Origin of the sequence: Paraburkholderia phytofirmans (genome assembly GCF_046028095.1) — a bacterium.
In the GTDB taxonomy this organism is placed as follows: domain Bacteria; phylum Pseudomonadota; class Gammaproteobacteria; order Burkholderiales; family Burkholderiaceae; genus Paraburkholderia; species Paraburkholderia phytofirmans_A.
In genome coordinates, this window is record NZ_JAQQDJ010000003.1 from 139,172 (window position 1) to 159,867 (window position 20,696).

Genomic DNA, 20,696 nt, shown 5'->3' on the forward strand with positions numbered 1-20,696 from the left:
TCCTGATGCAAATTTGCATCCCAGGACTTTCCAGCGCAAAGGGCTGTATGATCCGCCCCCCGGCGCGTCGAACCTTCCGGGGCTGGAAGTGGCGGGTCAAGTGGTTGCCGTGGGCGCAGACGTGTCCCAATTCCGGATCGGCGAACTGGTGTGTGCATTGATTCCCGGCGGCGGCTACGCGGAATATGCCGTTGCGCATGCCTGCAACACGATGCATATCCCCAAAGGACTGACGTTGGTGGAAGCGGGCGCCATGCCCGAAACGTTCATGACGGTGTGGCTGAACCTGTTCCAGCGCGGCAAACTGGTTGCGGGTGAATCGGTGTTGATTCATGGCGGCGCGTCGGGTATCGGTACTACGGCGACCATGCTGGCGAAGGCATTCGGCGCTGCGAAAATCATCACGACAGTTGGCTCGCACGCGCATCGCGAGGCTAGCCTCGCGTTAGGCGCAGACCTCGCGATCAATTACCACGAGGAAGACTTCGTCGCCGAAATGAAACGGTTCACCGATGGAAGAGGCGCCGACGCGATCCTCGACATCATTGCCGGCGACTACGTGGCTAGAAACTATGACGCCGCCGCCATGGACGGGCGGATCCTTCAGGTGGGCGTGATAAAGGGGCCGGCGAAGGATCTGAACATCGTGCCGATGTTGACGAAGCGTCTAACGCATATGGGCTCGACATTGCGATCGCGCACCTCCGCGGACAAGGCGACCATCCTCAATGAATTGGAGCGGCAGGTCTGGCCGCACATTGAGAGCGGCAAGATCAAGCCGGTTGTCTACAAGACCTTTGCGCTAGCCGACGCTCGCGGCGCTCATGAGCTGATCGATTCCGGCACACACTTTGGAAAAATCGTCCTTACGACAGGTGCGGAGCTCATTGGCTGAAGTTCGGTTTGCGACTAGCGCCTCGTCGTTTTCCTGCATGAACTGGACGGCAGCGCTACTGCCTTCAGTTGCTCATGCGGCGCGTGATCAAACCGGCTAACGCAACGTCGGCGAGGCCGAATCCGAGCGACTTGAAAATCGTCACGTCGCCTCGTGCGCGATGCGCGATCCCGCGGTTCGCGAGCACCGCGCCCAGTTCGACAATGTCGTCCCAAGCGACCACACCCGGCGCGGCCATCAGCAGATCGCCCGCTTCGCTGCGGGCCTGCTCCAGCGACTCGACGACGAGCATATTCGCGCGCGCCAGCAGCGCGTCGTCGAGTTCGCGCGCATCGGGTTTGCTTGAACCGATCGCAGCGATGAATGCACCCGGCTTCACCCACGTGCCGTCGAAGAGCGGCGTCACGCTACGCGTGGCGGTGACGATCACATCCGCGGCGCGGGCGGCCGCTTGCGCGTGGCTGGCTTCGATCAGTTTGTCCGGGAACAGCGCCTGCATTTCAGCAACCGTTTGCGCCACGTGATCGATGCCGACGATCAGCACCCGCTCGATGCTGGACCCGTCAGCGAGCGCACGGATATGTGCTCTCGCCTGCCGGCCGGTACCGAACACCGCGAGCACGCGTGCGTCCGATCGGGCGAGCGCATCGCTGGCGATACGCGTGACCGCTGCGGTGCGAAATTCGGTCAGTGCGTCGCCGTGAAGAATGGATATCAGGCATCCGTCTTCGCTCGAAAAGAGTGGAACGACGAAATCGAACCGGCCGCCATGCGTCGAATAGACCTTGGCGCCGCACACGCCGCGCAACGGCAGGATCGCGCCCATCATGCTGACGGATACATGCTCGCTCTTTGTTCTGACGCGCGGTTGAACCGAAGCGCGGCCCGCACCGTGTTCCGCGAGCGCGATGCGCAGTTCGGCAATTGCGTCGCGCATCGTGATGAGGCGGCGCACGTGGTCATCGGTGATGAATTGCATGATTGATGTAATCGGATGAGAGTGGGTCGGAAAGAAGGCAGGCGCGCTTCAATAGCGCTCGAAGACGGCCTGCAACGCGGCTGTGTCGTCGGTTTGCGTCAGCGCCAACATTAGAAGAATGCGGGCCTTTTGCGGAATCTGGTCGTCGACTGTGAGCCAGCCGTATTCGTCGTCGGGTTGCGCACCGTTGTGCAACACGATGCCGCCGCCGGTGCGCGAGGCGCGCACCACATGCACGCCCCGCCTCGCGGCATCGCGAAGCGGGTCGATCAGATGACTGGCGACGTTGCCGTTGCCGGTCCCCACATAGATCAGTCCACGCGCGTTCGCGGCAATTGCGCTGATCGCGCCGGGTTCGAGCGCGCCATACGCATAGACGATATCGACTTTGGGCAGTGAGTGAAGCGTATTGATGGACCATGGCGTGTCGAGCGTATGGACGCGCGCGGGCCGACGGTAATAGCGCGGCGCGCCTTCGATCACATACCCTAGCGCACCATACGGCGAGCGAAATGCGTCGAGCTTGAAACTGTTGCTCTTGACCACGTCACGCGCCGTGTGGATCTCGTTGTTGGCAACGACCAGCGTACCGAGTCCGCGCGACGACGGATGCGTTGCAACCGCAAGCGCATCGTATAAATTCAGCGCCGCGTCGGAACTCATCGCCGATGGCGGACGCATCGAGCCGACTACCACCACCGGCTTTGCGCTCTTGAGGGTGAGGTGCAGAAAGTACGCGGTCTCCTCGATCGTGTCGGTGCCATGCGTGATGACCACGCCGTCAACATCGTTTCGTGCCAGCAGTTCGGCGACGCGGTTGCCGATTGCAAGCAGATGCGCGTTGTTGAAATTCTCGGAGCCGGTTTGCAGCAGTTGTTCCGCGCGCAGATTCGCCAGTTCGCTCGCGTGCGGAATCGAGCCGAGAATTTCGTCGATGCCGAGTACCGAGCAGATGTACGTGGAAGTATTGACGCTGGCTTTACCTTGGCCGGCGATAGTGCCGCCCGTGCCAATCACCACGATATTGGCTTTTGCTGTCATGCGGGTCTGGTCAGGTTGGGGAATCGAAACGCGGTCATTAGGGAGTCGGCTTTAGAACGTCAATGCGATAGGACGAAGGCGCTGCTTAGTTCGCGGTTGTTGCTGCCCGCGAGTCCATCCGCCAAAAGCGCGGCTGAGCCCGTCGCGAGCGTAAAGCCGAGCGCGCCATGTCCTACGTTGAGCCACAGGTTCGGATAGCGCGTCGGTCCGACAATCGGCAGGCCGTGCGGCGTTGCCGGACGCAAGCCGGTCCATTCGCCAGTAGCGGCGGATTCGGCGACCTCGGGAAACAGCGTGGCCGTCTCCTTGCGCAGCGTCGCGAAGCGCGCGGGGTCCGCATCGAGCGAATAGCCGTCGATATCGGCAATGCCCCCGACCCGCAGCCGTTCGCCTAGCCGCGCATAAACGACCTTACGGGCGAAGTCGGTGATGCTCACATGCGGCGCCGCGATGTGCGGCTGAAGATCGAACGTCAGGCTGTAGCCCTTGATCGGATAGATCGCCACGCGGATGCCGAGCGGCTTGAGCAATCGCGCCGCGCCCGCACCCGAGGCGACGACGATCCGGTCTGCCGCAAGCGGCGCCCCGTCGCAGATGGCTTCGACGCCGCTTGCGCCGGGCTTCAGGGCATCTATTGAAGTATTCATCAGAAAGCGTACGCCGCGCTCGCGCAGCACCGCCTCGAGACCTTTGCAGAAGCGCCGGCAATCGGCCGTGTCTTCGCTCGGCGTATGAATGCCGCCCGCCAGAAACGATCTGGCGTGCGCGAGTGCCGGTTCGATTTCTACGCATGCATCGGCGCTCAGCGCTTCCTGTTCGCAACCAAGCGTGCGCTGGAACGCCAGCAAAGCCACCGCGCTTTGCATGGCGTCGGCGTCACGATGCAGCACGAGCTTGCCGGAGCGTGCGAAGTCGAAATCGAGCGAGGGTTCGGCGGCGATGAGTTCGTGCATCAGCGTGCGGCTCAGGAACGACAGCGACAGCAGCTTTTGCGTGGTCAATTCGCTGCGTTCGCGCGTGCAGGCGGACAGGAATTCGAAGCACCAGCGCCACTGTTCGACGCTCAGCTTCGGCCGGAAACGTACCGGCGAATCGCGCTGCGTCAGCCAGCGCGGCAGTTTCGACACGACGCCGGGGCCGGCGAGTGGCGCGACGTAGCTATACGACAGCTGTCCGCCGTTGCCGAAACTGGTTTCGGTGGCGACCTCCGCATGCCGGTCCACCGCAGTCACGTCATAGCCCGCGCGGCTCAGGTAATACGCGCTCGATAAGCCGATAACGCCAGCGCCGATGATCAATATCCGCATACCGCTGCACTCGCTCTCTTGCGTGGTCTTTGCGATCTTTGCGTTAGGGGCAGCACAATGCATGGCTTGCCCGATGACCCGACTGTACGACGGGGCCGGTGCGGAGGAATTGCATTGATTTGCCGAAAAGTAGAAGAAACGCGACAGGTCCCTGCCTGATGAGAGGAAACGCTCGCGGGGACGGCGTCGTAGGCGGGGAGGTCAGCCGGTCGCAACGCTGCGCGAGGCGCGCAGCTTGCCGGGTGTCACGCCATACGCTTCGCGAAATGCCCGGATAAAGTGCGCCGAATCCGCGAAGCCGCATTCGTAGGCGATGTCGGTGATCTTGCGCGCCGTGTTGACGAGCATCCAGCGCGCGTAGCGCAGCCGCATGCGTCGATAAAATTCATTCGGCGACGCGTTCATCTCGCTCATGAACGCGCGCTCGAGGTTACGCACGCTCGTGCCGATCATCTTCGCGATGACCGCGATGTTCAGCGGCGCTTCCAGATTCTCTTCCATGAGCAATACCGCGTGACGCACGGTCGCGTCCTCGACCGATAGATAACCCAGCGCGGCGCGGCGCTCGACGAACGATGAGCCGCCCTGACGGCTGACGGTCATCTGATGAATCACCTTCGACGCGCGGTCCGGTCCGCAGTGCAGGCTGATCAAACGCGCGGCGAGTTCGACCACCGAAATCCCGCCCGCGCAGGTGATGCGGTTGCCGTCGATCAGATAGTCGGCATGCGTGATCACGCGCAGTGATGGAAACATGCGCCGGTAATCGTCGAGATGGAAGCTGTGCACGCAGGCAACGCGGTCTTCCAGCAAACCGGCCCGCGCCAGCACGAAACTGCCGGTGCACATGCCGACCAGCGCAATGCCCGCCTGTGCGGCCTGCTGCAGATAGTCCCAGTAGCGGCGGTCGACCTGATCCAGATGCGGCAGCAATCCGCCGATCACGACGACGTAGTCGAATTGCGTGACATCCGGAAACGCCGATTGCACCTTCACCGGAATGCCGCAACTCGCTTCGACCGCTTCAGCCTGAACGCCGATGATGGTCCACAGACAGCGCAACTGGCGGCTCTGATCGCCGCGATCCGCCGCGTGGCGCAGTGCGTCGCACAAGCCGGCGAGCGACAGCATCGGAAAACGCGGCCACAACAGAATGCCCACGCTCAACTCGGCTTCCGAGCGGCTCGGGCGAGCCCGCAACGCCCGCGGCAGTGCGTCCAGTTGCTCGACCAGTTCGTGAGCCGTCGGCGCGAGGGCAGGCGCAGTGGCAGGGGACGCAGGAGAGGAAGAGCGGGCAGTCGGCATGCGCAAACTCGAGGGCGGTTCGCGCTGATTATACGGTGAGGTGCCGAGAATTCGCGCAATTGGCATCTGACGCAATTCTTCTATTTTCCGGCAGATCGGTTCAATGCCGCCGCTTTCTGGCTGCATAAATTTGGAACCGCTGACGAACGACGCCGCGCCGCGAGGCCCGGGCGATCCGACGAAGGCAGGACGATCGGCCGCATGCAGTCGCGTGCCCCAACTATCACTACTATTCGGGTGAAGCATGAGCAAAAGCACAGCCTTGGGTCGCGGCATGGCGACTGTCGGCATTCTGGGTACATTGGCGGCGGCTGCCGTGGGCGTCGCCCGTGCCGACGAGATGGTGAAAATCGGCGAAGCCGCGCCCGTGACCGGACCGGCTTCGTATCTGGGCAAGGACACGGAAAACGGCGCGCGCCTTGCGATCGAGGAAATCAACCAGAAGGGGCTCGTGATCGGCGGACAGAAGGTGACGCTGGTGTTCGACGCTCAGGACGATGCGGGCGATCCGCGTCAGGCGACCCAGGTCGCGCAGAAACTGGTGGACGACAAGGTGGTCGCGGTAGTTGGGCATATGCAGTCGGGTTCGACCATCCCCGCATCGAAGATCTACAACGATGCCGGTGTCGTGCAAGTGTCGCCGTCCGCGACCAACCCGGCGTATACGTTGCAGGGATTCAAAACTGCCTATCGCGTGGTCGCCACCGACGCGCAGCAGGGACCCACGCTCGCCGATTACGCCGCAAAAACGCTGAAAGTGAAGACGGTGGCGATCGTCGACGATTCGACCGCCTACGGCCAGGGCCTCGCGGTCGAGTTCGAAAAGCAGGCGAAGGCGAATGGCATCACGGTGTTGTCGCACGACGCGAGCACCGACAAGGCCGTCGATTTCCGCGCGATTCTCACGAAGATCAAGGGCGAAAAGCCGGACGCGATCATGTACGGTGGCCTCGACGGCACCGGCGGCCCGTTTGCGAAGCAGGCGAAGCAACTCGGCATCACGATCAAAGTGCTTGCCGGCGACGGCTTGTGTGCCGACGACCTCGCGAAGCTCGCGGGCGACGCCGCCGATAACGTGATCTGCTCGATTGCCGGCGCGCCGCTGCTCAAGATGGCCGAAGGTCCGGCGTTTGTCGAACGCTACAAGAAGCGCTTCGGCTACGCGCCGGTCTTGAATTCTCCGTTTGCATACGACGCGGTCGGCGTGATCGTTGCAGCGATGAAGCGCGCGCAGTCAACGGACTCCGCGAAGATCCTCGCCGCGATGCCGGCGACCGATTACCACGGCGTGCTCGGTGAAACGCAGTTCGATTCGAGAGGCGATCTGCGGCATGGTGTGATCTCGCTGTACAAATACGTCGGCGGCAAACAGGCGTTGTTGGGCGTTGTGGAGAAGTGACGGCGCTTTAGCAGTCTTTTTCCACTGCTCCAACGCTGATTTCGGATTGCTGTGGTGTAGCGGCACAGGAGCGTGTTTTATGTGCCGCTGTTTTACGACACCACTGCTTTCGGTTGTCGCTTTGTCGCGGTTACTGGCAACGCTTCATACGCGTTGAAATCTTGGCCTCGCTGGAGCGAAAGTTCACGCGTTCGCGCCAATTGGGTGCTTCCAGGCACGCGGGTTGCGGGACAGGGTGCTCAACCGCTGCAACCAGCCGCGTTGCAGTCAACCGTATGGCCGAGGAGATCGACATGGAAACCACCAAACAGGACAAAACAGCAGCGGGCTCGGGCGCGACCGATGCGCTGGCTTTTCTCGAGGCCGAGCATCGCGCAGTGGAAAAACTTTTCAAGGCATTCGAGAAAGCGGCCGACGATGATCTTGAGGCGAAGTCGGCACTGGCGCAGCGTGCCTGCGAAGAGCTTTCCATTCATACGATGCTCGAAGAGGAACTGCTTTATCCGGCCGCACAGGAAGCATTACCTGACAGCGACGCGATAGACGTCGAGGAAGCGTATATCGAGCATTTCCTCGTCAAGACCTTGATCGCCAAATTTGAAACCATGAAGGCCGGCGACAAGGGCTTCGATGCGACCTTCAAAGTGATGAGCGAGATGGTCGGTCATCATGTCGAGGAAGAAGAAGAGGAGCTCTTTCCGGAACTGCGCAAAACCAGTTGCGATCTCCGCGCACTAGGCGAAAAAATGGCGAAGCGTAAGGCCGAACTGCAGAGCAAGCTCGACGCGGCAGGTAGCAGACTCGTTGGCGACAAGACACTCGCTGTGTAAATGCAAAAACGCGATAACCATCGCGCCTGCCAACCCGAAGCAACGCTCATGACCCTCGAGCAGCGACTTCGCAGCATGCACAAGACCATGCTCGACATATTCCGGATCGCGCGATTAAGCACAGGACAAGCGTGCTGTGCTTTCTCCACTAGAAAAGCTTGGTGACGCAGGTATCGAGCAACGTGCGTAACGTGCCGTGCCGGTGCTCGGCAAGAAGGCGAGCCACGACACGTAGCACGTCCGGATTGTGAACCATGCCCCAATGACTGACGTTCTCGACTTCGATGTTTTGATGGTGCTCTGACTCGGTCCCGACACATCCTGCCCACCCCACGATACCGTCGGATGGCGAATATATCGATGTGCAAGGGACCACGGGATCTATGCTTAGCCGCCGGAGCAACGCCTCGTCCATCGGCGACACTCCGCCGTTCAGCAGCGTGAAAAGCCATCCGGCGTGGGTCGAGTTCGGCTGGTCTGCAAACGGAGTCGCGAGGGTAATGGCCTGCCGTACCAGTCGCGGATATTTTTTTGCGAGTTCGCGAGCGTACACTCCGCCAAGGCTCCAGCCGATTAACGAAACGGAGCGACTGTTCCTGTCATAAATCTGCCTCAGTTGCCCGCCTAACAAGTCGAGAAAGCTGTCGAAATCGGTCTCCGGCCATTGGTTGACGCCCTGTTCCCAATCGTGGACTTCATAGTTCAACTCTCGCAACCTCTCACGCATGCCTTCAGTCGCGTATCCGCCGACACCGAGACCTGGAAAGACGAGCACAGGGTGACCATCACCTGACGGCAACGGCTCCGATAAGGGAGCAAGGCTTGCAAAGTAATCCGATATGGCGCGAAGGGGTTCCAGCGCAAGGAGTATTGCTGGGGGCGGCGTCAACGCAAGGTTGTCCATTTAATTTTCTCAGGCACCGATATAAGGTCGACTGCGCGGCGACCCAAAGTGTCACAACGCACAGGTCTGTGCGTGCGCGTTGCGGACTGCAAAAAGCACCTAAGGCGCAGGCTCGCGGCCCGCGTGCAACATCACGAAACCGGTACCCCGTTCACATTTATTCGGCTTCGATAATGTTCGTACCAGGCGAAGCGTCCTTTGTGAGGTTCTCGACGAATCCCTGTGCGTCACGCTGATAGTGCTGGTACTGGGCCGGCGCGCTTGCGGATAGCGCAATCTGAACGCCTGACATGATTTCGTAAACGTGGCAGCTGTATGCCGCGATTTTTTCCGCGGTGGGCTTCGCAAGGCTTGTCGATAAAGCAAACAGTTCTTCAGGCCTGGAGGACAACGCCTTGGCCATCAGCGCCTGGTTTTCAGCGAGCGTCGCCTTGACCACCTGAAGATTCAACGCGGTCAGCTTTTCAATGCCATCCAGCGCATTATGTGAGAAGGCGAATAGCTGCGTGATACCGGCGGTTTGTGTGTCTGCCAAACCTTGGGGGATAGACGTGTTCATGGATGCTCCAGATAAAAAGGCGGCGAGTGCATGAAGCTTGATGAATTCACGGTCACGCACCGCTGGTGGATGTCAATTGGTGCGATGCAGCAAAATTGATTGTAGGCGTCTTACTTTTGAAGTCGATCGTGCTTTTCTAGCCGATCAGTTTGGCGCTAAAAAAATGACCAGGACCTCGTTGGTCAAAGTGTTATCAGTACAGTGAATCAGAGGTAAATTCCGGCGAGTCGGGTTCCCTCTAGGAGTGCCTCCTTTCAGATCGTCCCGGTCTTGGGCAGCACCGTACTGACAGCATCCTTTTGCGCAGCGTGGCAACTTCGCGCTTATGGCGTGCGTGACCATGGATAGCGCAACTGATGTGCCTGGCGTCGCCAATCTCCGAAAAAGGCGCGCACATCACGTTACTGGATATAAGCGAACAGATCTAATCGCCGCGAGGCATTTAACGCGAGGAATTCACTTCGCGCCGCAGGGGCATGCCCCGTCAAAAGAACCGGTGTTGAAAAGGTGATAACGAATGACCGCATCGGCCCTGCAGCCTGCGCAACACCCATGCCTGATCCGTCACACAAAACGATCTATTAGCCAGAACCAAAAGAAGTGTTGCAGCGCAACATTTATCCGCTTATGCTGGGGTCATCGTTGGAACAAACATTAAAGCCCGTGCCGGCAAAGTCTTGCCTGTGCCAAATTCAATATTTTCAGGCATCCATATCAAATGGATCTTTATATGGAAAACATAACCCCTATTGCGTCACGCCATGGACCCGTCTTCGACGTCTCCTGCAACTGGTTCCGTCTCTTTACCGAGGTTTGTGAACTGCTTAATGCAACGACGCAAGTGGTGCGCGTGCGCACCGTGCGCATGGTATTGGCTGGTCCGGTGCCCAATCCGCGTGACCGGGCTGAGTTCAGCATCATGGGCATCGAGAAATGCGAGGCCACATCCGAATCAATAGAGGCGATGAACTCGGGGCTTATCAAGCTAGCCGTCGAGTTCACTCGCGATACCTGCAATCTCATCGGCGCAATGTCAACGGCGCCGACCGGATTTGCCTCAAGGGGTCCGGCCACGCCAGGGTGTGAACATCAGCCGAGCCTTTTGACGGCCGTCGTTCAGTCTCCGTCGAACCCCTTGTATCTGGCAGGTTCAATGACCTCTCTGGTCCGGGACATGCTCGCACCGATTCATGGCCGTGCCACCGCAAATGCAAGACGCCTGGGCGCAGAATGACCACCGCCATAGAGCGGGAGCGCGCGAAGGCTCGTCCTGCGTCGCGTAAGCGAAGCGATCGGGAAATAGCCCGCATCCCCTCGAGACTGGAGGGTGTATCGGAAACGATGCTGTGGACGCTCTACGACCGGGCCTGCGAATCGCGTCGCGCCGACGCCATTCTTGTCGATCCGGAGAGCGTGCGCATTTGCGACGCCATTGACTATGATTTCGCGGGTCACTTCGGCCATCCCGTTGGCTCCTTCTCTGCGCGGGCCGCGGAAATCGATCGTCTTCTGAAAGACTGGCTCGCCCGGCATCCGAAAGGAATGGTCATATCGCTGGGAGAGGGGCTTGAAACACAGGCTCATCGTGTAGATAACGGCCACATGACCTGGCTCACGGTCGACTTGCCACCGGCGATTGAGTTACGCGAGCGATTCCTGCCTTCTTCGAGGCGCTTTCGCTGTATCGCGGCAAGTGTTTTCGAGCCGGACTGGGCGAACGGGATCAAAGCCGGCGCCGATGTTTTTGTCGTTGCGCAAGGGCTGTTCATGTATCTCCAGCCAGATGCGGTAAGACGTCTTTTTATCCGGATCGCCGAGCGCTTTCCCGGCGCCGAGATTGCATTCGACGCGATCCCGCGCTGGTTTTCCGGGCTCACCCACTGGGGCGTCATGACAACGCCGCGTTACCGTTTGCCGCCTATGCCATGGGGCATCAACGGCGATGAGGTGGAGAAGCTTCTGCATGACTGGTCGCCAGATATAGCCGCGTTGCGCAGGTTCGAATATTGCGCGCCACGTGGGTGGCCCAGGCTGGCGGCAGACCTTTGCCGCCTTCATCCGTTCGCGCAGAGCCATTTGCCGTTCCTGGTGCATGTGAAGTTGAAAGACCGTCGACTAGCCGGACGCGCAGGATGACGGGCATCGAAGTCGCAAGCGTCGCACGAACGGACGGCGTGTCCGTTTCATCGGGGATGCCAGGGCGGCGCGCGCCGCGACCTCACCTCTTTCAGGCGGGCACTATGCAAGACAAGATTGTCACCGCTGACGACGCCATCGCATTGATCCGCGACGGCGACGCTGTCTGCTGCTCAGGCTTTGTCGGCATCGGTACGCCGGACGAGTTGATCACGGCGTTGGCCCGGCGTTTTACTGAATCCGGCTTCCCACGCGATCTGACGCTGGTGTTCGCGGCGGCGCCGGGCGACGGCAAAGACCGCGGGCTCAATCGGGTCGCCCTGGAGGGATTGGTCAAACGCGCCATTGGCGGCCATTGGTCGTTAGTGCCGAAGCTTGCCCGGATGGCGACCGACAATCTGATCGAGGCCTACAACCTGCCGCTTGGAACGATGTCGCATCTGTACCGCGATATCGCGGCTCACAGGGCAGGCACGCTCACTCAAGTGGGATTGGGCACCTTCGTCGATCCGCGTCAGGCGGGCGGGAAGATCAACGCGAGGACAACCGAAGATCTGGTCAGCACGATCGATCTCGATGGCAAGACCTGGCTTTTATACAAGGTCTTTCCGCTGAACGTCGCGTTGATTCGCGGCACAACGGCCGATCCGGAAGGCAACATCACGATGGAACGCGAAGCGCTGGTGCTCGATGCGCAGGCAGTCGCGATGGCGGTCCACAATTCAAACGGACTCGTCATCGCGCAGGTGGAGAGGATCGCGGCGAGCGGCACACTCGACCCTCGCGCAGTCGTGGTTCCGGGCATTTTCGTCGACCGTGTTGTAGTCGCATCGCCCAACGCGCAGCCGCAGACTTACGGCACGGCCTATAACCCGGCGTTTTCGAGCGAGATCAGGATTTCAGCCGGAGCGAACGCATGCCCGCTGCTCGACGAGCGGAAGGTGATGGCGCGTCGTTGCGCGTTCGAACTCCCGCTCGATGGCGTGATCAACCTGGGTATCGGCGTGCCGGAGGTCGTTGGCGCAGTGGCCGCGGAGGAGCGTCTGCTGAGCCATCTGACCTTGACCGCCGAGCCTGGGATCATCGGCGGCGTGCCGCAGGGCGGCCTGGACTTTGGCGCAGCCGTCAACATGGACGCGCTGCTTCACCAGAACCAGCAGTTCGATTTCTACGATGGCGGCGGCCTGGACCTCGCATGCCTCGGTATGGCGCAGATCGACCGAAGCGGAAACGTCAACGTGAGCCGGTTTGGTCCACGACTAGCCGGTGCCGGCGGCTTCATCAATATCAGTCAGAACGCTTCGCGAGTGGTATTTGCCGGAACGTTCACGGCGGGTGGCCTTGAAGTTGCGGTGGAGGCGGGACGTCTTCGTATCGTCACGGAAGGCTCACAAAAGAAACTTGTCGAGTCGGTCGAGCAGATCACCTTCAACGGACGGCTCGCTGCCGAACGCGGCCAGCCAGTGCTCTATGTGACGGAGCGTTGCGTCTTCCGGCTAACGTCAGAAGGGCTCGAGTTGACGGAAGTCGCGCCGGGCATCGACGTCGATCGGGACATTCTTCCGCACATGGGCTTCGCCCCGATCGTGTCAAGTCCGCGACCCATGAATTCACGCATCTTTCTGCCGCAACTGATGAATCTGGCAACCGTGTTGCTTGATTCGCAATTCGCTCGAAGGCTCAGCTACGAAGCAGAGCAAAACACCCTGTTTGCAAATTTCGAAGGGATGGCGGTTCGCTCTCATAGCGACATTGAAAGCGTGCGCCGCGTGTTCGACGCATTCTGCAAACCCATCGGCAAGAAAGTCTCGCTAATCGTCAACTATGACGGATTCAGACTGGACCACGCAGTAGCCGATCAGTACTTTGAAATGGCAGCACGGCTGCAATCGCAGTACTACAAGTCGGTGAGCCGCTTTACCAGCTGCGCGTTCATGCGCGCAAAGCTGCGCGCGGCTTTCCGCGACGCGACTTCCGCATCCCATGTCTGTGAAACGCATGCCGACGCCATGGCGTTTGCAACGGAGCATAACGACGCTGTCGGCGACGGCGTGCTCCAGTTCCCACGCCGACGCCACCAGCCGTTCTGAAATGCCTGGCCGCGTATTGAAGAAACAAGGAGTCCATTTGTGAAAGCATCAGACCTGTTCGTCAAGGCCCTGGAGAATGAAGGCGTCGAACGCATCTTTGCCGTGCCGGGCGAGGAAAATCTCGACGTCCTGGATTCGTTGCGGCACTCGGGCATCGAGCTTATCGTGACTCGCCATGAACAATCGGCCGCCTTCATGGCGGCCACTCATGGCCGTCTGACCGGAAAGCCCGGTGTTTGTATGGCAACGCTCGGCCCTGGCGCATTGAATCTCTTGACAGGCGCGGCCTACGCTCATCTTGGTGCAATGCCGATGGTACTGATCACCGGTCAGAAGGCCATCATGACAGCGCGCCAGGCCCGCTTTCAGATTGTCGATATCGTGGCGACGATGAAACCGCTCACCAAGGCGTCCCGGCAGATTGTCAACGGCGCCAGCATTCCGACTGTGGTGCGCGAGGCATTCCGGGTGGCTGCGGAAGAGCGGCCGGGTCCGGTGCATCTCGAGTTGCCGGAAGACGTGGCCGGCTCGGAAGTAGGCGACGACGTCCCGTTGATTCCATTGCATGCGGTCGACCTGCCGGTCGCCGGGCAGCCAGCAATCGAGCAGGCTGCGGCCTTGCTGAAGAGCGCGAGGCGTCCGCTGGTCATGTTCGGCGCGGCCAGCAACCGCCCCCGTCTTGCCGGGCAGTTGACCGACTTCATCCGGCGCACGGGCATGCCGTACTTCAACACGCAAATGGGCAAGGGCACCGTGTCCGCGATCGGTCGCGAAGAGGCGTCCGAACTCTGGATGGGCACGGCGGCGCTGAGCGAGCGCGACTACCTGCACGAGGCGATCGATCGCGCCGACCTGATCCTCGCCATCGGCCATGACACGGTCGAGAAGCCGCCTTTTATCATGGGGCCCGGCGGGCCGATGGTCATTCACGTCGGATATACGCCGGCCAATGTCGAGCAGGTGTTCTTCCCGCACGCGGAAGTGGTTGGAGACCTCGGTTTGAGCCTTACGCGCCTGGCCGATCTGCTGGAGGGAAACCTGCCGCACGCGGCGGCGTTGGCGCCGTTGCGCGAAGATATCCTGAGGCGCACGCTGGGACGGGCGGAAGAATCGCGCTTTCCGTTGACTCCGCAACGCATCGTTCACGACGTGAGAAAGGTCATGCCGGCCGACGGCATCGTTGCGCTCGACAACGGCATGTACAAACTCTGGTTCGCGCGGTGCTACAGAACCCGTAGCGCGAATACGCTATTGCTCGACAATGCGCTGGCAACCATGGGGGCGGGCTTGCCATCGGCAATGATGGCCGCGATTCTTTATCCGGATCGTCGTGTCATGGCTGTTTGCGGTGACGGCGGCTTTATGATGAACTCGCAGGAACTCGAGACGGCGGTGAGACTGAAGCTCAATCTCGTCGTGCTGATCATTCAGGACGATGCCTACGGAATGATTCGCTGGAAGCAGGCCGTCGATAAGTTCGCGGACTGGGGACTGACTTTCGGTAACCCCGATTTCGTCAAATATGCGGATGCGTACGGCGCAAAAGGCAGGCGCATCGAGACGGCGGAGGCTTTGGCTCCGGCATTGGAGAGCGCATTCAGCGAAGGCGGGGTGCAACTTGTTATCGTCCCGGTCGACTACTCGGAAAACGTCCGCGTTTTTGTCGAGGAACTGGGCAATCGGGTTATGGAGGTCGCGTAATGAAGATCAAGGCAGCAGTGCTGGAAACAATGGGCGCAGCGTATCCGTATGCCGATTCCCGTCCGTTGCGTATCGACGAGGTTGACCTTGCGCCGCCGGGGCCTGATGAAGTGCTTATCAAGATCGCCGCCGCGGGGCTGTGTCACTCCGACCTGTCCGTCATCAACGGCGATCGGCCGCGCCCCATGCCGATGGCACTCGGACATGAGGCCGCCGGCGTCGTCGCCGAACTGGGGGCCGGCGTTACCGATCTTCAGATTGGCGATCATGTCGTGGTGGTCTTCGTGCCGAGCTGTGGTCACTGCGCACCTTGCGCCGAGGGCCGTCCGGCCTTGTGCGAGCCGGGCGCTGCGGCGAACGGCGCGGGCACGCTGCTCTCTGGTGGGCGTCGCCTTACGCGTGATGGCGAGACATTGAACCACCACCTCGGATGTTCGGTGTTTGCGGAATACGCGACCGTATCGCGGCGCTCGGTGGTCAGGATCGATCCCAGTGTGCCGCTCGACGAAGCCGCGCTATTCGGATGTGCCGTGCTCACGGGCGTCGGCGCGGTGGTGAATACGGCGCAAGTCCGTGTAGGCGCTTCTGTTGCCGTGGTCGGTCTGGGAGGAGTGGGGTTGGCGGCTCTGATCGGCGCGCAAGCGGCCGGCGCTCGACAGATCATCGCGGTCGACCTGTCCGATGCGAAACTGGAGCAGGCGCGCGCCCTCGGCGCCACGCACACGGTGAACGCGGGCGGCGATGACGCTGTCGAGCAGATCCGGGCATTGAGCTCCGGCGGCGTCGAGTTCGCCTTCGAATTCGCCGGCGCCATTCGAGCGTTGGACCTCGCTTATCGTATTACCCGTCGCGGCGGAATGACCGTTACCGCGGGCCTGCCGCCGTCTACCGCACTGTGGCCGCTGCCGGCAGTCAGTCTGGTTGCCGAAGAGCGCACGCTGAAAGGCAGCTATATCGGCACATGCGTGCCGGCGCGCGACATTCCCCATTACATCGATCTTTACATGCAGGGCAGGCTGCCGGTCGACAAACTGCTCACCGGCCGTCTGACGCTAGATGAAATCAATCATGGTTTCGATCTGCTCCACGAAGGGAAAGCAATTCGACAGGTCGTCGTGTTTGAATAGTTTCTGAAGCGAGCTCACGCTTTATAGCTTTACTTCCCGGTACGCGGCGGTACTGATATCCCTGCACTTTCCCAAGGTATCGTCGCGCTGCTGCGGTGGTAGACGTTGCACGTGACGCGGCTCCGATGCATGGCCGATTGTCAGCATCGTCCTTGATGGAGATTACGATACATTCGCTGCGGTGACGCCGAGCATGCACCGTCGAAGCATTGTTAGACGGTACGAAGCTCGGCCCGACTTGCGCACAGATTACCCAACTCGCGCTGGTCGCAGAGCCCGCAAATAACTACGGCGACTGCCTGTACCTCATCGTGTTCCGATCTCACGAGGCGAGATCGCGTTATTTACATCACCTCACACATCGAAACCCCGCATACACATACTGATAATGCGGCTGAAACCAATTCCGGAAAGCCGGCCGCAGCATGCACTGCGCGGTGCGCGCCGATCCACCTTTGATCACATAGTGCTGACCATCGAAAAAGTTGGCCGAATAGCCCAGATAAAACGGAAAAGCTTCGAAGCCGGGCAGCGCATCGAACACCGTCGAGGTCCACTCCCAGCCATTGCCGAATTGACCGTCGACGCCGAACGCGCTGACGTTGTCCGGATACTCATCGACCGGTTGCGGATCCCAACTGCGAAAATCGAAATTGCCCGACGCGGCGTGCGGCGCGCCGTGTGCCGCACGTTGCCACTGCGCCTCGGTGGGTAATGCTTTGCCTGCCCAGCGTGCGTACGCACTCGCTTCGGCGTGGCTCACATACGCGGGCCAGTCGAGCGGCAGCGGCACTTCGTCGAACATGGTGCGTAACGTCCACGCGCTACCTTGGCCACCTGCATCGTGCCGCGACCAGCACGCGGGATGCTCGATGTGCTCGGCCTCCTTCCACGCCCAATCCTTCTCCGACCACCACTTCGCTTCGCGATAGCCGCCTGCCTCGATGAACTCGCGGAATGCGCCGTTCGTTACCATATGGCGGTCGATTTCGAAGGCGGGCACCTCGATCCGCATTTCACCGAACTCGTTGTCCCAGCCGAAGCGTCCGCCGTCGCGTGGCATGCCGAGCACCGTTGCGCCGGCCGGTATGCTGACCATCGACGACAACGCGTCCCGCGGTTCCGCGCGCGTTACGACAGGCTCACGCAATTCGGTGACCTTCTGCGCGAGCGGTAACTGATGGAGCATGTACGCCAGCGTTTCAGCATGCATCAACCGATGCTCGATCGCCACGTTCAGCAATTGCTCGGAGGCGTCGGCTTGCGCACCGCTGCGGCTGAGTTGCGCGGCGTGCGTCAGCGCATCGAGCTCGCGGTCGATCTGCTCGCGCGCACGCGAGCTGTAACTGCGCACGACGTCGAGCGACGGCCAGTCACTCGGTTGATCGGTCGGAAAACCGCCGTCGACGGGATCGATGCCGAAGGCAAAAAGCTGGTCGAGGTTTGGATCGAACGCCGGCAGATCGCACAGGCGTTGATCGAACAGATTACGGTCGAAAGCTTCCAGGTGGCCGATGTAAAACACGATCCGGTGGCGTTCACGGATCGGCCGTTCATACAGAAACTCGGGTTTGACTATGGAAAACAGTGCGTCAGTCACTTGACGCGCTTCGATCAGCCGCTGCACGAGCGGGTAATGCGGGGCGGGGTCGCGATTCATTTCGCCGGGTCTCCTTGCGGGGGACGGACTAAAGACTGTACCCGCTCGCAGGAGCCATGCCAAGACGAAAGCGCGTGAAAAGAGCGTGCGCGGGGGACGCGGCGGCGCGGGCCGTGCTCCCGCCGGGAGCCTAGACTTGCCGCAGACCGTCCAGATCGACGATCCGGATGTGCTTGCCCTGTGTGTCGATCAGGCCGCGCTTTTGAAATCTTGACAGGGTGCGGCTCACGGTTTCGAGCGTCATGCCGAGGTAGCTGCCCATGTCCTCGCGCGTCATGCGCAGATTGAATTCCGCCGACGAATAGCCCCGCCGCGCGTTGCGCTCGGAGACATCGAGCAGGAATGCCGCGACCCGTTCGTCCGCCGAAAGCGACCCGAGCACCATCATCTGAGCGGCTTCGCGGACGATCTGCTCGCCCAGCAGTTTGTGCATACGTTCCTGCATCGAACTGATTTCGCGGCACAGCGACTTGAGCGCGGTATAGGGGACGATGCAGACGGTGCTGTCTTCGAGGGCGAGCGCGCTACAGGCATGCACGTCGTCGCTGATACCGTCGAGGCCGAGCGCTTCGCCCGCGAGCCGCAAACCGGTGACCTGTTCGCGGCCGTCGCGGTGCGTCATGACGGTTTTCATCGAACCGGAGCGCACGGCGTAGATGTTGTCGAAGCGGTCACCGCTGCGATACAGCGCTTCGCCGCGCTGAACGGAACGCGCGGAACAGATGAGCGTTTCGAGTTTCATCAGTTCGTCGGGCGACAAACCTTGGGGCATGCAGAGCTGCCGCATCGCGCAACTCGAACAGCGAGCGGCGGAACGCGCGCTTGCCCGTGACGGCGCCGCGCGGCGGCTCCCGCGCACCGGCGACGAACGTGCGGCAGAGGCTGCGGAATCGGCAGTGCCGGCGGAGTGCGTAACAGCAGTAGGAGTGAGCATGTTCTGCAGCCAGTGAGGGTATTGACAGATTGTCCCATCGACCGCGTTGCCCGCTTCGCGTCAAAATGACGCGTTCGGGCAGTCAGGCGTGTTGAGCAATGTCACACCGGCGTTCGTGAGTTTGTTTATGGACTGCTACGAAGGTGAGCAGGCAAACCCGGCTCATACCTTGGCAGAAGAAGAACGCTTTTGCCGATCGAGCGCACGCGCGGCCGATACGACAGTCAATCGCATGGCGCACCAGCGCGGCGCTCATCAGTCCGCATCGCCGGACTTGCCCGCAGCGGACGGAATGAGCAGCACGGGCAGGCTCGCCTGCCGCACGCAGCGCTCGGCGACGCTGCCGAGAATCAGGCGCTGAAAACCGCGCCGCCCGTGCGTGCCCATGACCAGGAGATCGGCGTTGAAGTCGGCCGCGGCTTTGAGTACGACCACCGAAACGTCGTCGATCGTGGACGCCTCGCTCACCACAAGGTCGCCTTTCACGCCTTGCTCGGCCATGGCCTTGGCGAATTCGGCGCCGAGTTCCTTGCCCTCTTCGACGAGACGATTGCGCAAGACGGACGGGTCGTAGCCGGGCGCTTCGAAATACATCGGTGTGTTCTCGACGACATATAACGGCTGCAAGACCGCGCCGCTGGCTTTGGCGAGCGCGAGCGCCGCTTCGAATGCACGGCGGGAGGTGTTGCTGCCGTCGACCGCTACAAGAATGCGTGTGTACATATCGACTCCGCGTCTGAAGAATCCGGATGCCTCAGCCGTTTCCAACCGGCTGGGCGCAATGACGATCATCGCTGATGTAAGCCTGAATCATCGCTGAAAAACATGCGCTGGACCTGGATGTAAATCAAACTCTTGTCAAATTTTTCGACGGCGCTGTCGGGTTCGGCGAGCGCCTGTGGGCAAGCGTTGACGGGACTTCGCTCCCATTCGCAATGCATATCCACGACCAGGACAAGGGAAAGTTTGCCTTACAATTACAACCTATTCAGACAAGCTGCTTCAGTCCGCTGATGAACGAGCGCAAAACGACGGGCTTGCCCGACAAGATCTACGGCGACATTCTCAACCGCATTGTCGAAGGCGAGTACAAGGAAGGTGAGCGCTTGCCGACCGAGCATGCGCTGGCCGAGCGTTTCGCGACGTCCAGGCCGACGGTCCGCGAAGCCTTGGCGCGCTTGCGGGCGGACGGCATCATCATGACCCGGCACGGCTCGGGCACGACGGTCGCGCGCCGGCCGGACCCGGACGTGCGCCGCTTCGCGCCGCTCGAAACGCTGTCCGATATTCGTCGCTGCTATGAGTTTCGCATCGTGACAGAAGCGGGTGCCGCGGAGCAGGCGGCGCTCAAAGCCGACGCCGACGACATCGCCGCCATCCAGCACGCATGGGACCAACTGGAGCGGATCATCGAGACGCAAGGGATCGGCGCGAAAGACGACTTTATGTTCCACCTGGCGGTGGCGCGTGCATCGAAGAACCCTTTTTTCATCACGGTCATGTCGTTCATCGAGGAGCAGATTCTGTTCAGCATGAACCTGTCGCGCAATCTTTCGCTGGTGAAGACGGTGGCGCGGCAGCGGCTCGTGCAGGAGGAGCATAGGGCTGTGCTCGACGCGATCCGCCGCAAGGATGCGCGAGGCGCGGCGAGCGCCATGCGAGCGCATCTCGAGAACGCGCTCGAGCGGATGTTCGGCTCCTGACCTGCCGCCAGCTCTCGCCGCGCGCCAAGACTGCGGCGAGCTGCCGCGCCACTGGGCATATGCACTCCCAAGGCGGCTCGACGCGGCGGCGAATCGCCGCTTTCGCGGCAGCGACCCGGCCGCCGA

General features: G+C 61.0%; 17 protein-coding genes and 1 pseudogene. 9 read left to right on the forward strand and 9 right to left on the reverse strand.

Annotation, left to right across the window (positions count from 1 at the left end):
• Window positions 1-19: 19 nt before the first annotated feature.
• A pseudogene (locus tag PQR54_RS09520) lies at window positions 20-895 on the forward strand (NAD(P)H-quinone oxidoreductase); the annotation flags it as partial.
• A 64-nt stretch (window positions 896-959) separates the two neighbouring features.
• On the opposite strand, the gene PQR54_RS09525 reads toward PQR54_RS09520, so the two are convergent.
• From PQR54_RS09525 to PQR54_RS09540, 4 genes are all read right to left on the reverse strand, one after another.
• Window positions 960-1,874: an ornithine cyclodeaminase family protein gene (locus PQR54_RS09525; RefSeq protein WP_408245142.1), complete on the reverse strand. Its 915-nt coding sequence runs from the start codon at window positions 1,872-1,874 to the stop codon at window positions 960-962.
• 48 nt (window positions 1,875-1,922) lie between these two features.
• The gene (locus PQR54_RS09530) at window positions 1,923-2,915 is read right to left on the reverse strand and encodes an asparaginase (RefSeq protein WP_408245143.1); all 993 of its coding nucleotides are present in this window, start codon (window positions 2,913-2,915) and stop codon (window positions 1,923-1,925) included.
• A 59-nt stretch (window positions 2,916-2,974) separates the two neighbouring features.
• Window positions 2,975-4,222, reverse strand: a complete 1,248-nt coding sequence (locus PQR54_RS09535; RefSeq protein WP_408245144.1) for a D-amino acid dehydrogenase — start codon at window positions 4,220-4,222, stop codon at window positions 2,975-2,977.
• Window positions 4,223-4,423: 201 nt separating this feature from the next.
• Window positions 4,424-5,527 carry a GlxA family transcriptional regulator gene (locus tag PQR54_RS09540; RefSeq protein ID WP_408245145.1) on the reverse strand — a complete coding sequence of 368 codons (1,104 nt, stop codon included), beginning with the start codon at window positions 5,525-5,527 and terminating at the stop codon, window positions 4,424-4,426.
• A 244-nt stretch (window positions 5,528-5,771) separates the two neighbouring features.
• Between PQR54_RS09540 and PQR54_RS09545 the strand changes: the two genes are divergently transcribed.
• Both PQR54_RS09545 and PQR54_RS09550 read left to right on the forward strand, forming a co-directional pair.
• Window positions 5,772-6,926, forward strand: coding sequence for an ABC transporter substrate-binding protein (locus PQR54_RS09545; RefSeq protein ID WP_494478080.1), 1,155 nt, complete (start codon window positions 5,772-5,774; stop codon window positions 6,924-6,926).
• Between the two features lie 293 nt (window positions 6,927-7,219).
• Complete coding sequence (locus PQR54_RS09550; protein ID WP_408246033.1) at window positions 7,220-7,756, forward strand: hemerythrin domain-containing protein; 537 nt, start codon at window positions 7,220-7,222, stop codon at window positions 7,754-7,756.
• Between the two features lie 148 nt (window positions 7,757-7,904).
• Here the strand turns inward: PQR54_RS09550 and PQR54_RS09555 are convergent, their stop codons facing one another.
• Both PQR54_RS09555 and phaP read right to left on the reverse strand, forming a co-directional pair.
• Entirely contained in the window at window positions 7,905-8,660 is a 756-nt protein-coding gene (locus tag PQR54_RS09555) for a lipase family alpha/beta hydrolase (RefSeq protein WP_408245146.1), read from the reverse strand.
• A gap of 157 nt (window positions 8,661-8,817) precedes the next feature.
• Window positions 8,818-9,219: a TIGR01841 family phasin gene (gene phaP / locus PQR54_RS09560; RefSeq protein ID WP_408245147.1), complete on the reverse strand. Its 402-nt coding sequence runs from the start codon at window positions 9,217-9,219 to the stop codon at window positions 8,818-8,820.
• A gap of 730 nt (window positions 9,220-9,949) precedes the next feature.
• Here phaP and PQR54_RS09565 point away from each other — a divergent pair.
• The 5 genes from PQR54_RS09565 (at window position 9,950) to PQR54_RS09585 (ending at window position 16,273) form a co-directional block, all read left to right on the forward strand.
• A complete protein-coding gene (locus PQR54_RS09565; RefSeq protein WP_408245148.1) occupies window positions 9,950-10,453 on the forward strand; it encodes a polyhydroxyalkanoate granule-associated phasin in 504 nt (167 codons plus the stop codon).
• Window positions 10,450-11,355: a class I SAM-dependent methyltransferase gene (locus PQR54_RS09570; protein ID WP_408245149.1), complete on the forward strand. Its 906-nt coding sequence runs from the start codon at window positions 10,450-10,452 to the stop codon at window positions 11,353-11,355. Before PQR54_RS09565 ends, PQR54_RS09570 begins: the two co-directional genes overlap by 4 nt.
• Window positions 11,356-11,459: 104 nt before the next feature.
• Entirely contained in the window at window positions 11,460-13,445 is a 1,986-nt protein-coding gene (locus PQR54_RS09575; RefSeq protein ID WP_408245150.1) for an acyl CoA:acetate/3-ketoacid CoA transferase, read from the forward strand.
• Window positions 13,446-13,484: 39 nt separating this feature from the next.
• On the forward strand, window positions 13,485-15,146 hold the full coding sequence (locus tag PQR54_RS09580; protein ID WP_408245151.1) for an acetolactate synthase large subunit: 1,662 nt from the start codon (window positions 13,485-13,487) through the stop codon (window positions 15,144-15,146).
• A complete protein-coding gene (locus PQR54_RS09585) occupies window positions 15,146-16,273 on the forward strand; it encodes a zinc-dependent alcohol dehydrogenase family protein (protein WP_408245152.1) in 1,128 nt (375 codons plus the stop codon). Before PQR54_RS09580 ends, PQR54_RS09585 begins: the two co-directional genes overlap by 1 nt.
• A 349-nt stretch (window positions 16,274-16,622) precedes the next feature.
• Here PQR54_RS09585 and PQR54_RS09590 read toward each other — a convergent pair whose 3' ends face one another.
• From PQR54_RS09590 to PQR54_RS09600, 3 genes are all read right to left on the reverse strand, one after another.
• Window positions 16,623-17,933, reverse strand: coding sequence for an SUMF1/EgtB/PvdO family nonheme iron enzyme (locus PQR54_RS09590; RefSeq protein WP_408245153.1), 1,311 nt, complete (start codon window positions 17,931-17,933; stop codon window positions 16,623-16,625).
• A 130-nt stretch (window positions 17,934-18,063) separates the two neighbouring features.
• Window positions 18,064-18,720 (reverse strand): helix-turn-helix domain-containing protein, encoded by a 657-nt coding sequence (locus tag PQR54_RS09595; protein ID WP_408245154.1) that lies wholly within the window; start codon window positions 18,718-18,720, stop codon window positions 18,064-18,066.
• A 402-nt stretch (window positions 18,721-19,122) separates the two neighbouring features.
• Entirely contained in the window at window positions 19,123-19,590 is a 468-nt protein-coding gene (locus PQR54_RS09600) for a universal stress protein (protein ID WP_408245155.1), read from the reverse strand.
• Window positions 19,591-19,880: 290 nt separating this feature from the next.
• On the opposite strand from PQR54_RS09600, the gene PQR54_RS09605 reads away from it, so the two are divergent.
• Entirely contained in the window at window positions 19,881-20,570 is a 690-nt protein-coding gene (locus tag PQR54_RS09605; RefSeq protein ID WP_408245156.1) for a FadR/GntR family transcriptional regulator, read from the forward strand.
• Window positions 20,571-20,696: the final 126 nt, after the last annotated feature.

What these genes read in the sequence shown, in the direction of transcription:
- PQR54_RS09525 (WP_408245142.1), bottom strand. Translation starts at nt 1,874, where the DNA reads ATGCAATTCATCACCGATGACCACGTGCGCCGCCTCATCACGATGCGC.
- PQR54_RS09530 (WP_408245143.1), bottom strand. Translation starts at nt 2,915, where the DNA reads ATGACAGCAAAAGCCAATATCGTGGTGATTGGCACGGGCGGCACTATC.
- PQR54_RS09535 (WP_408245144.1), bottom strand. Translation starts at nt 4,222, where the DNA reads ATGCGGATATTGATCATCGGCGCTGGCGTTATCGGCTTATCGAGCGCG.
- PQR54_RS09540 (WP_408245145.1), bottom strand. Translation starts at nt 5,527, where the DNA reads ATGCCGACTGCCCGCTCTTCCTCTCCTGCGTCCCCTGCCACTGCGCCT.
- PQR54_RS09545 (WP_494478080.1), top strand. Translation starts at nt 5,772, where the DNA reads ATGAGCAAAAGCACAGCCTTGGGTCGCGGCATGGCGACTGTCGGCATT.
- PQR54_RS09550 (WP_408246033.1), top strand. Translation starts at nt 7,220, where the DNA reads ATGGAAACCACCAAACAGGACAAAACAGCAGCGGGCTCGGGCGCGACC.
- PQR54_RS09555 (WP_408245146.1), bottom strand. Translation starts at nt 8,660, where the DNA reads ATGGACAACCTTGCGTTGACGCCGCCCCCAGCAATACTCCTTGCGCTG.
- phaP (WP_408245147.1), bottom strand. Translation starts at nt 9,219, where the DNA reads ATGAACACGTCTATCCCCCAAGGTTTGGCAGACACACAAACCGCCGGT.
- PQR54_RS09565 (WP_408245148.1), top strand. Translation starts at nt 9,950, where the DNA reads ATGGAAAACATAACCCCTATTGCGTCACGCCATGGACCCGTCTTCGAC.
- PQR54_RS09570 (WP_408245149.1), top strand. Translation starts at nt 10,450, where the DNA reads ATGACCACCGCCATAGAGCGGGAGCGCGCGAAGGCTCGTCCTGCGTCG.
- PQR54_RS09575 (WP_408245150.1), top strand. Translation starts at nt 11,460, where the DNA reads ATGCAAGACAAGATTGTCACCGCTGACGACGCCATCGCATTGATCCGC.
- PQR54_RS09585 (WP_408245152.1), top strand. Translation starts at nt 15,146, where the DNA reads ATGAAGATCAAGGCAGCAGTGCTGGAAACAATGGGCGCAGCGTATCCG.
- PQR54_RS09590 (WP_408245153.1), bottom strand. Translation starts at nt 17,933, where the DNA reads ATGAATCGCGACCCCGCCCCGCATTACCCGCTCGTGCAGCGGCTGATC.
- PQR54_RS09595 (WP_408245154.1), bottom strand. Translation starts at nt 18,720, where the DNA reads ATGCGGCAGCTCTGCATGCCCCAAGGTTTGTCGCCCGACGAACTGATG.
- PQR54_RS09600 (WP_408245155.1), bottom strand. Translation starts at nt 19,590, where the DNA reads ATGTACACACGCATTCTTGTAGCGGTCGACGGCAGCAACACCTCCCGC.
- PQR54_RS09605 (WP_408245156.1), top strand. Translation starts at nt 19,881, where the DNA reads ATGAACGAGCGCAAAACGACGGGCTTGCCCGACAAGATCTACGGCGAC.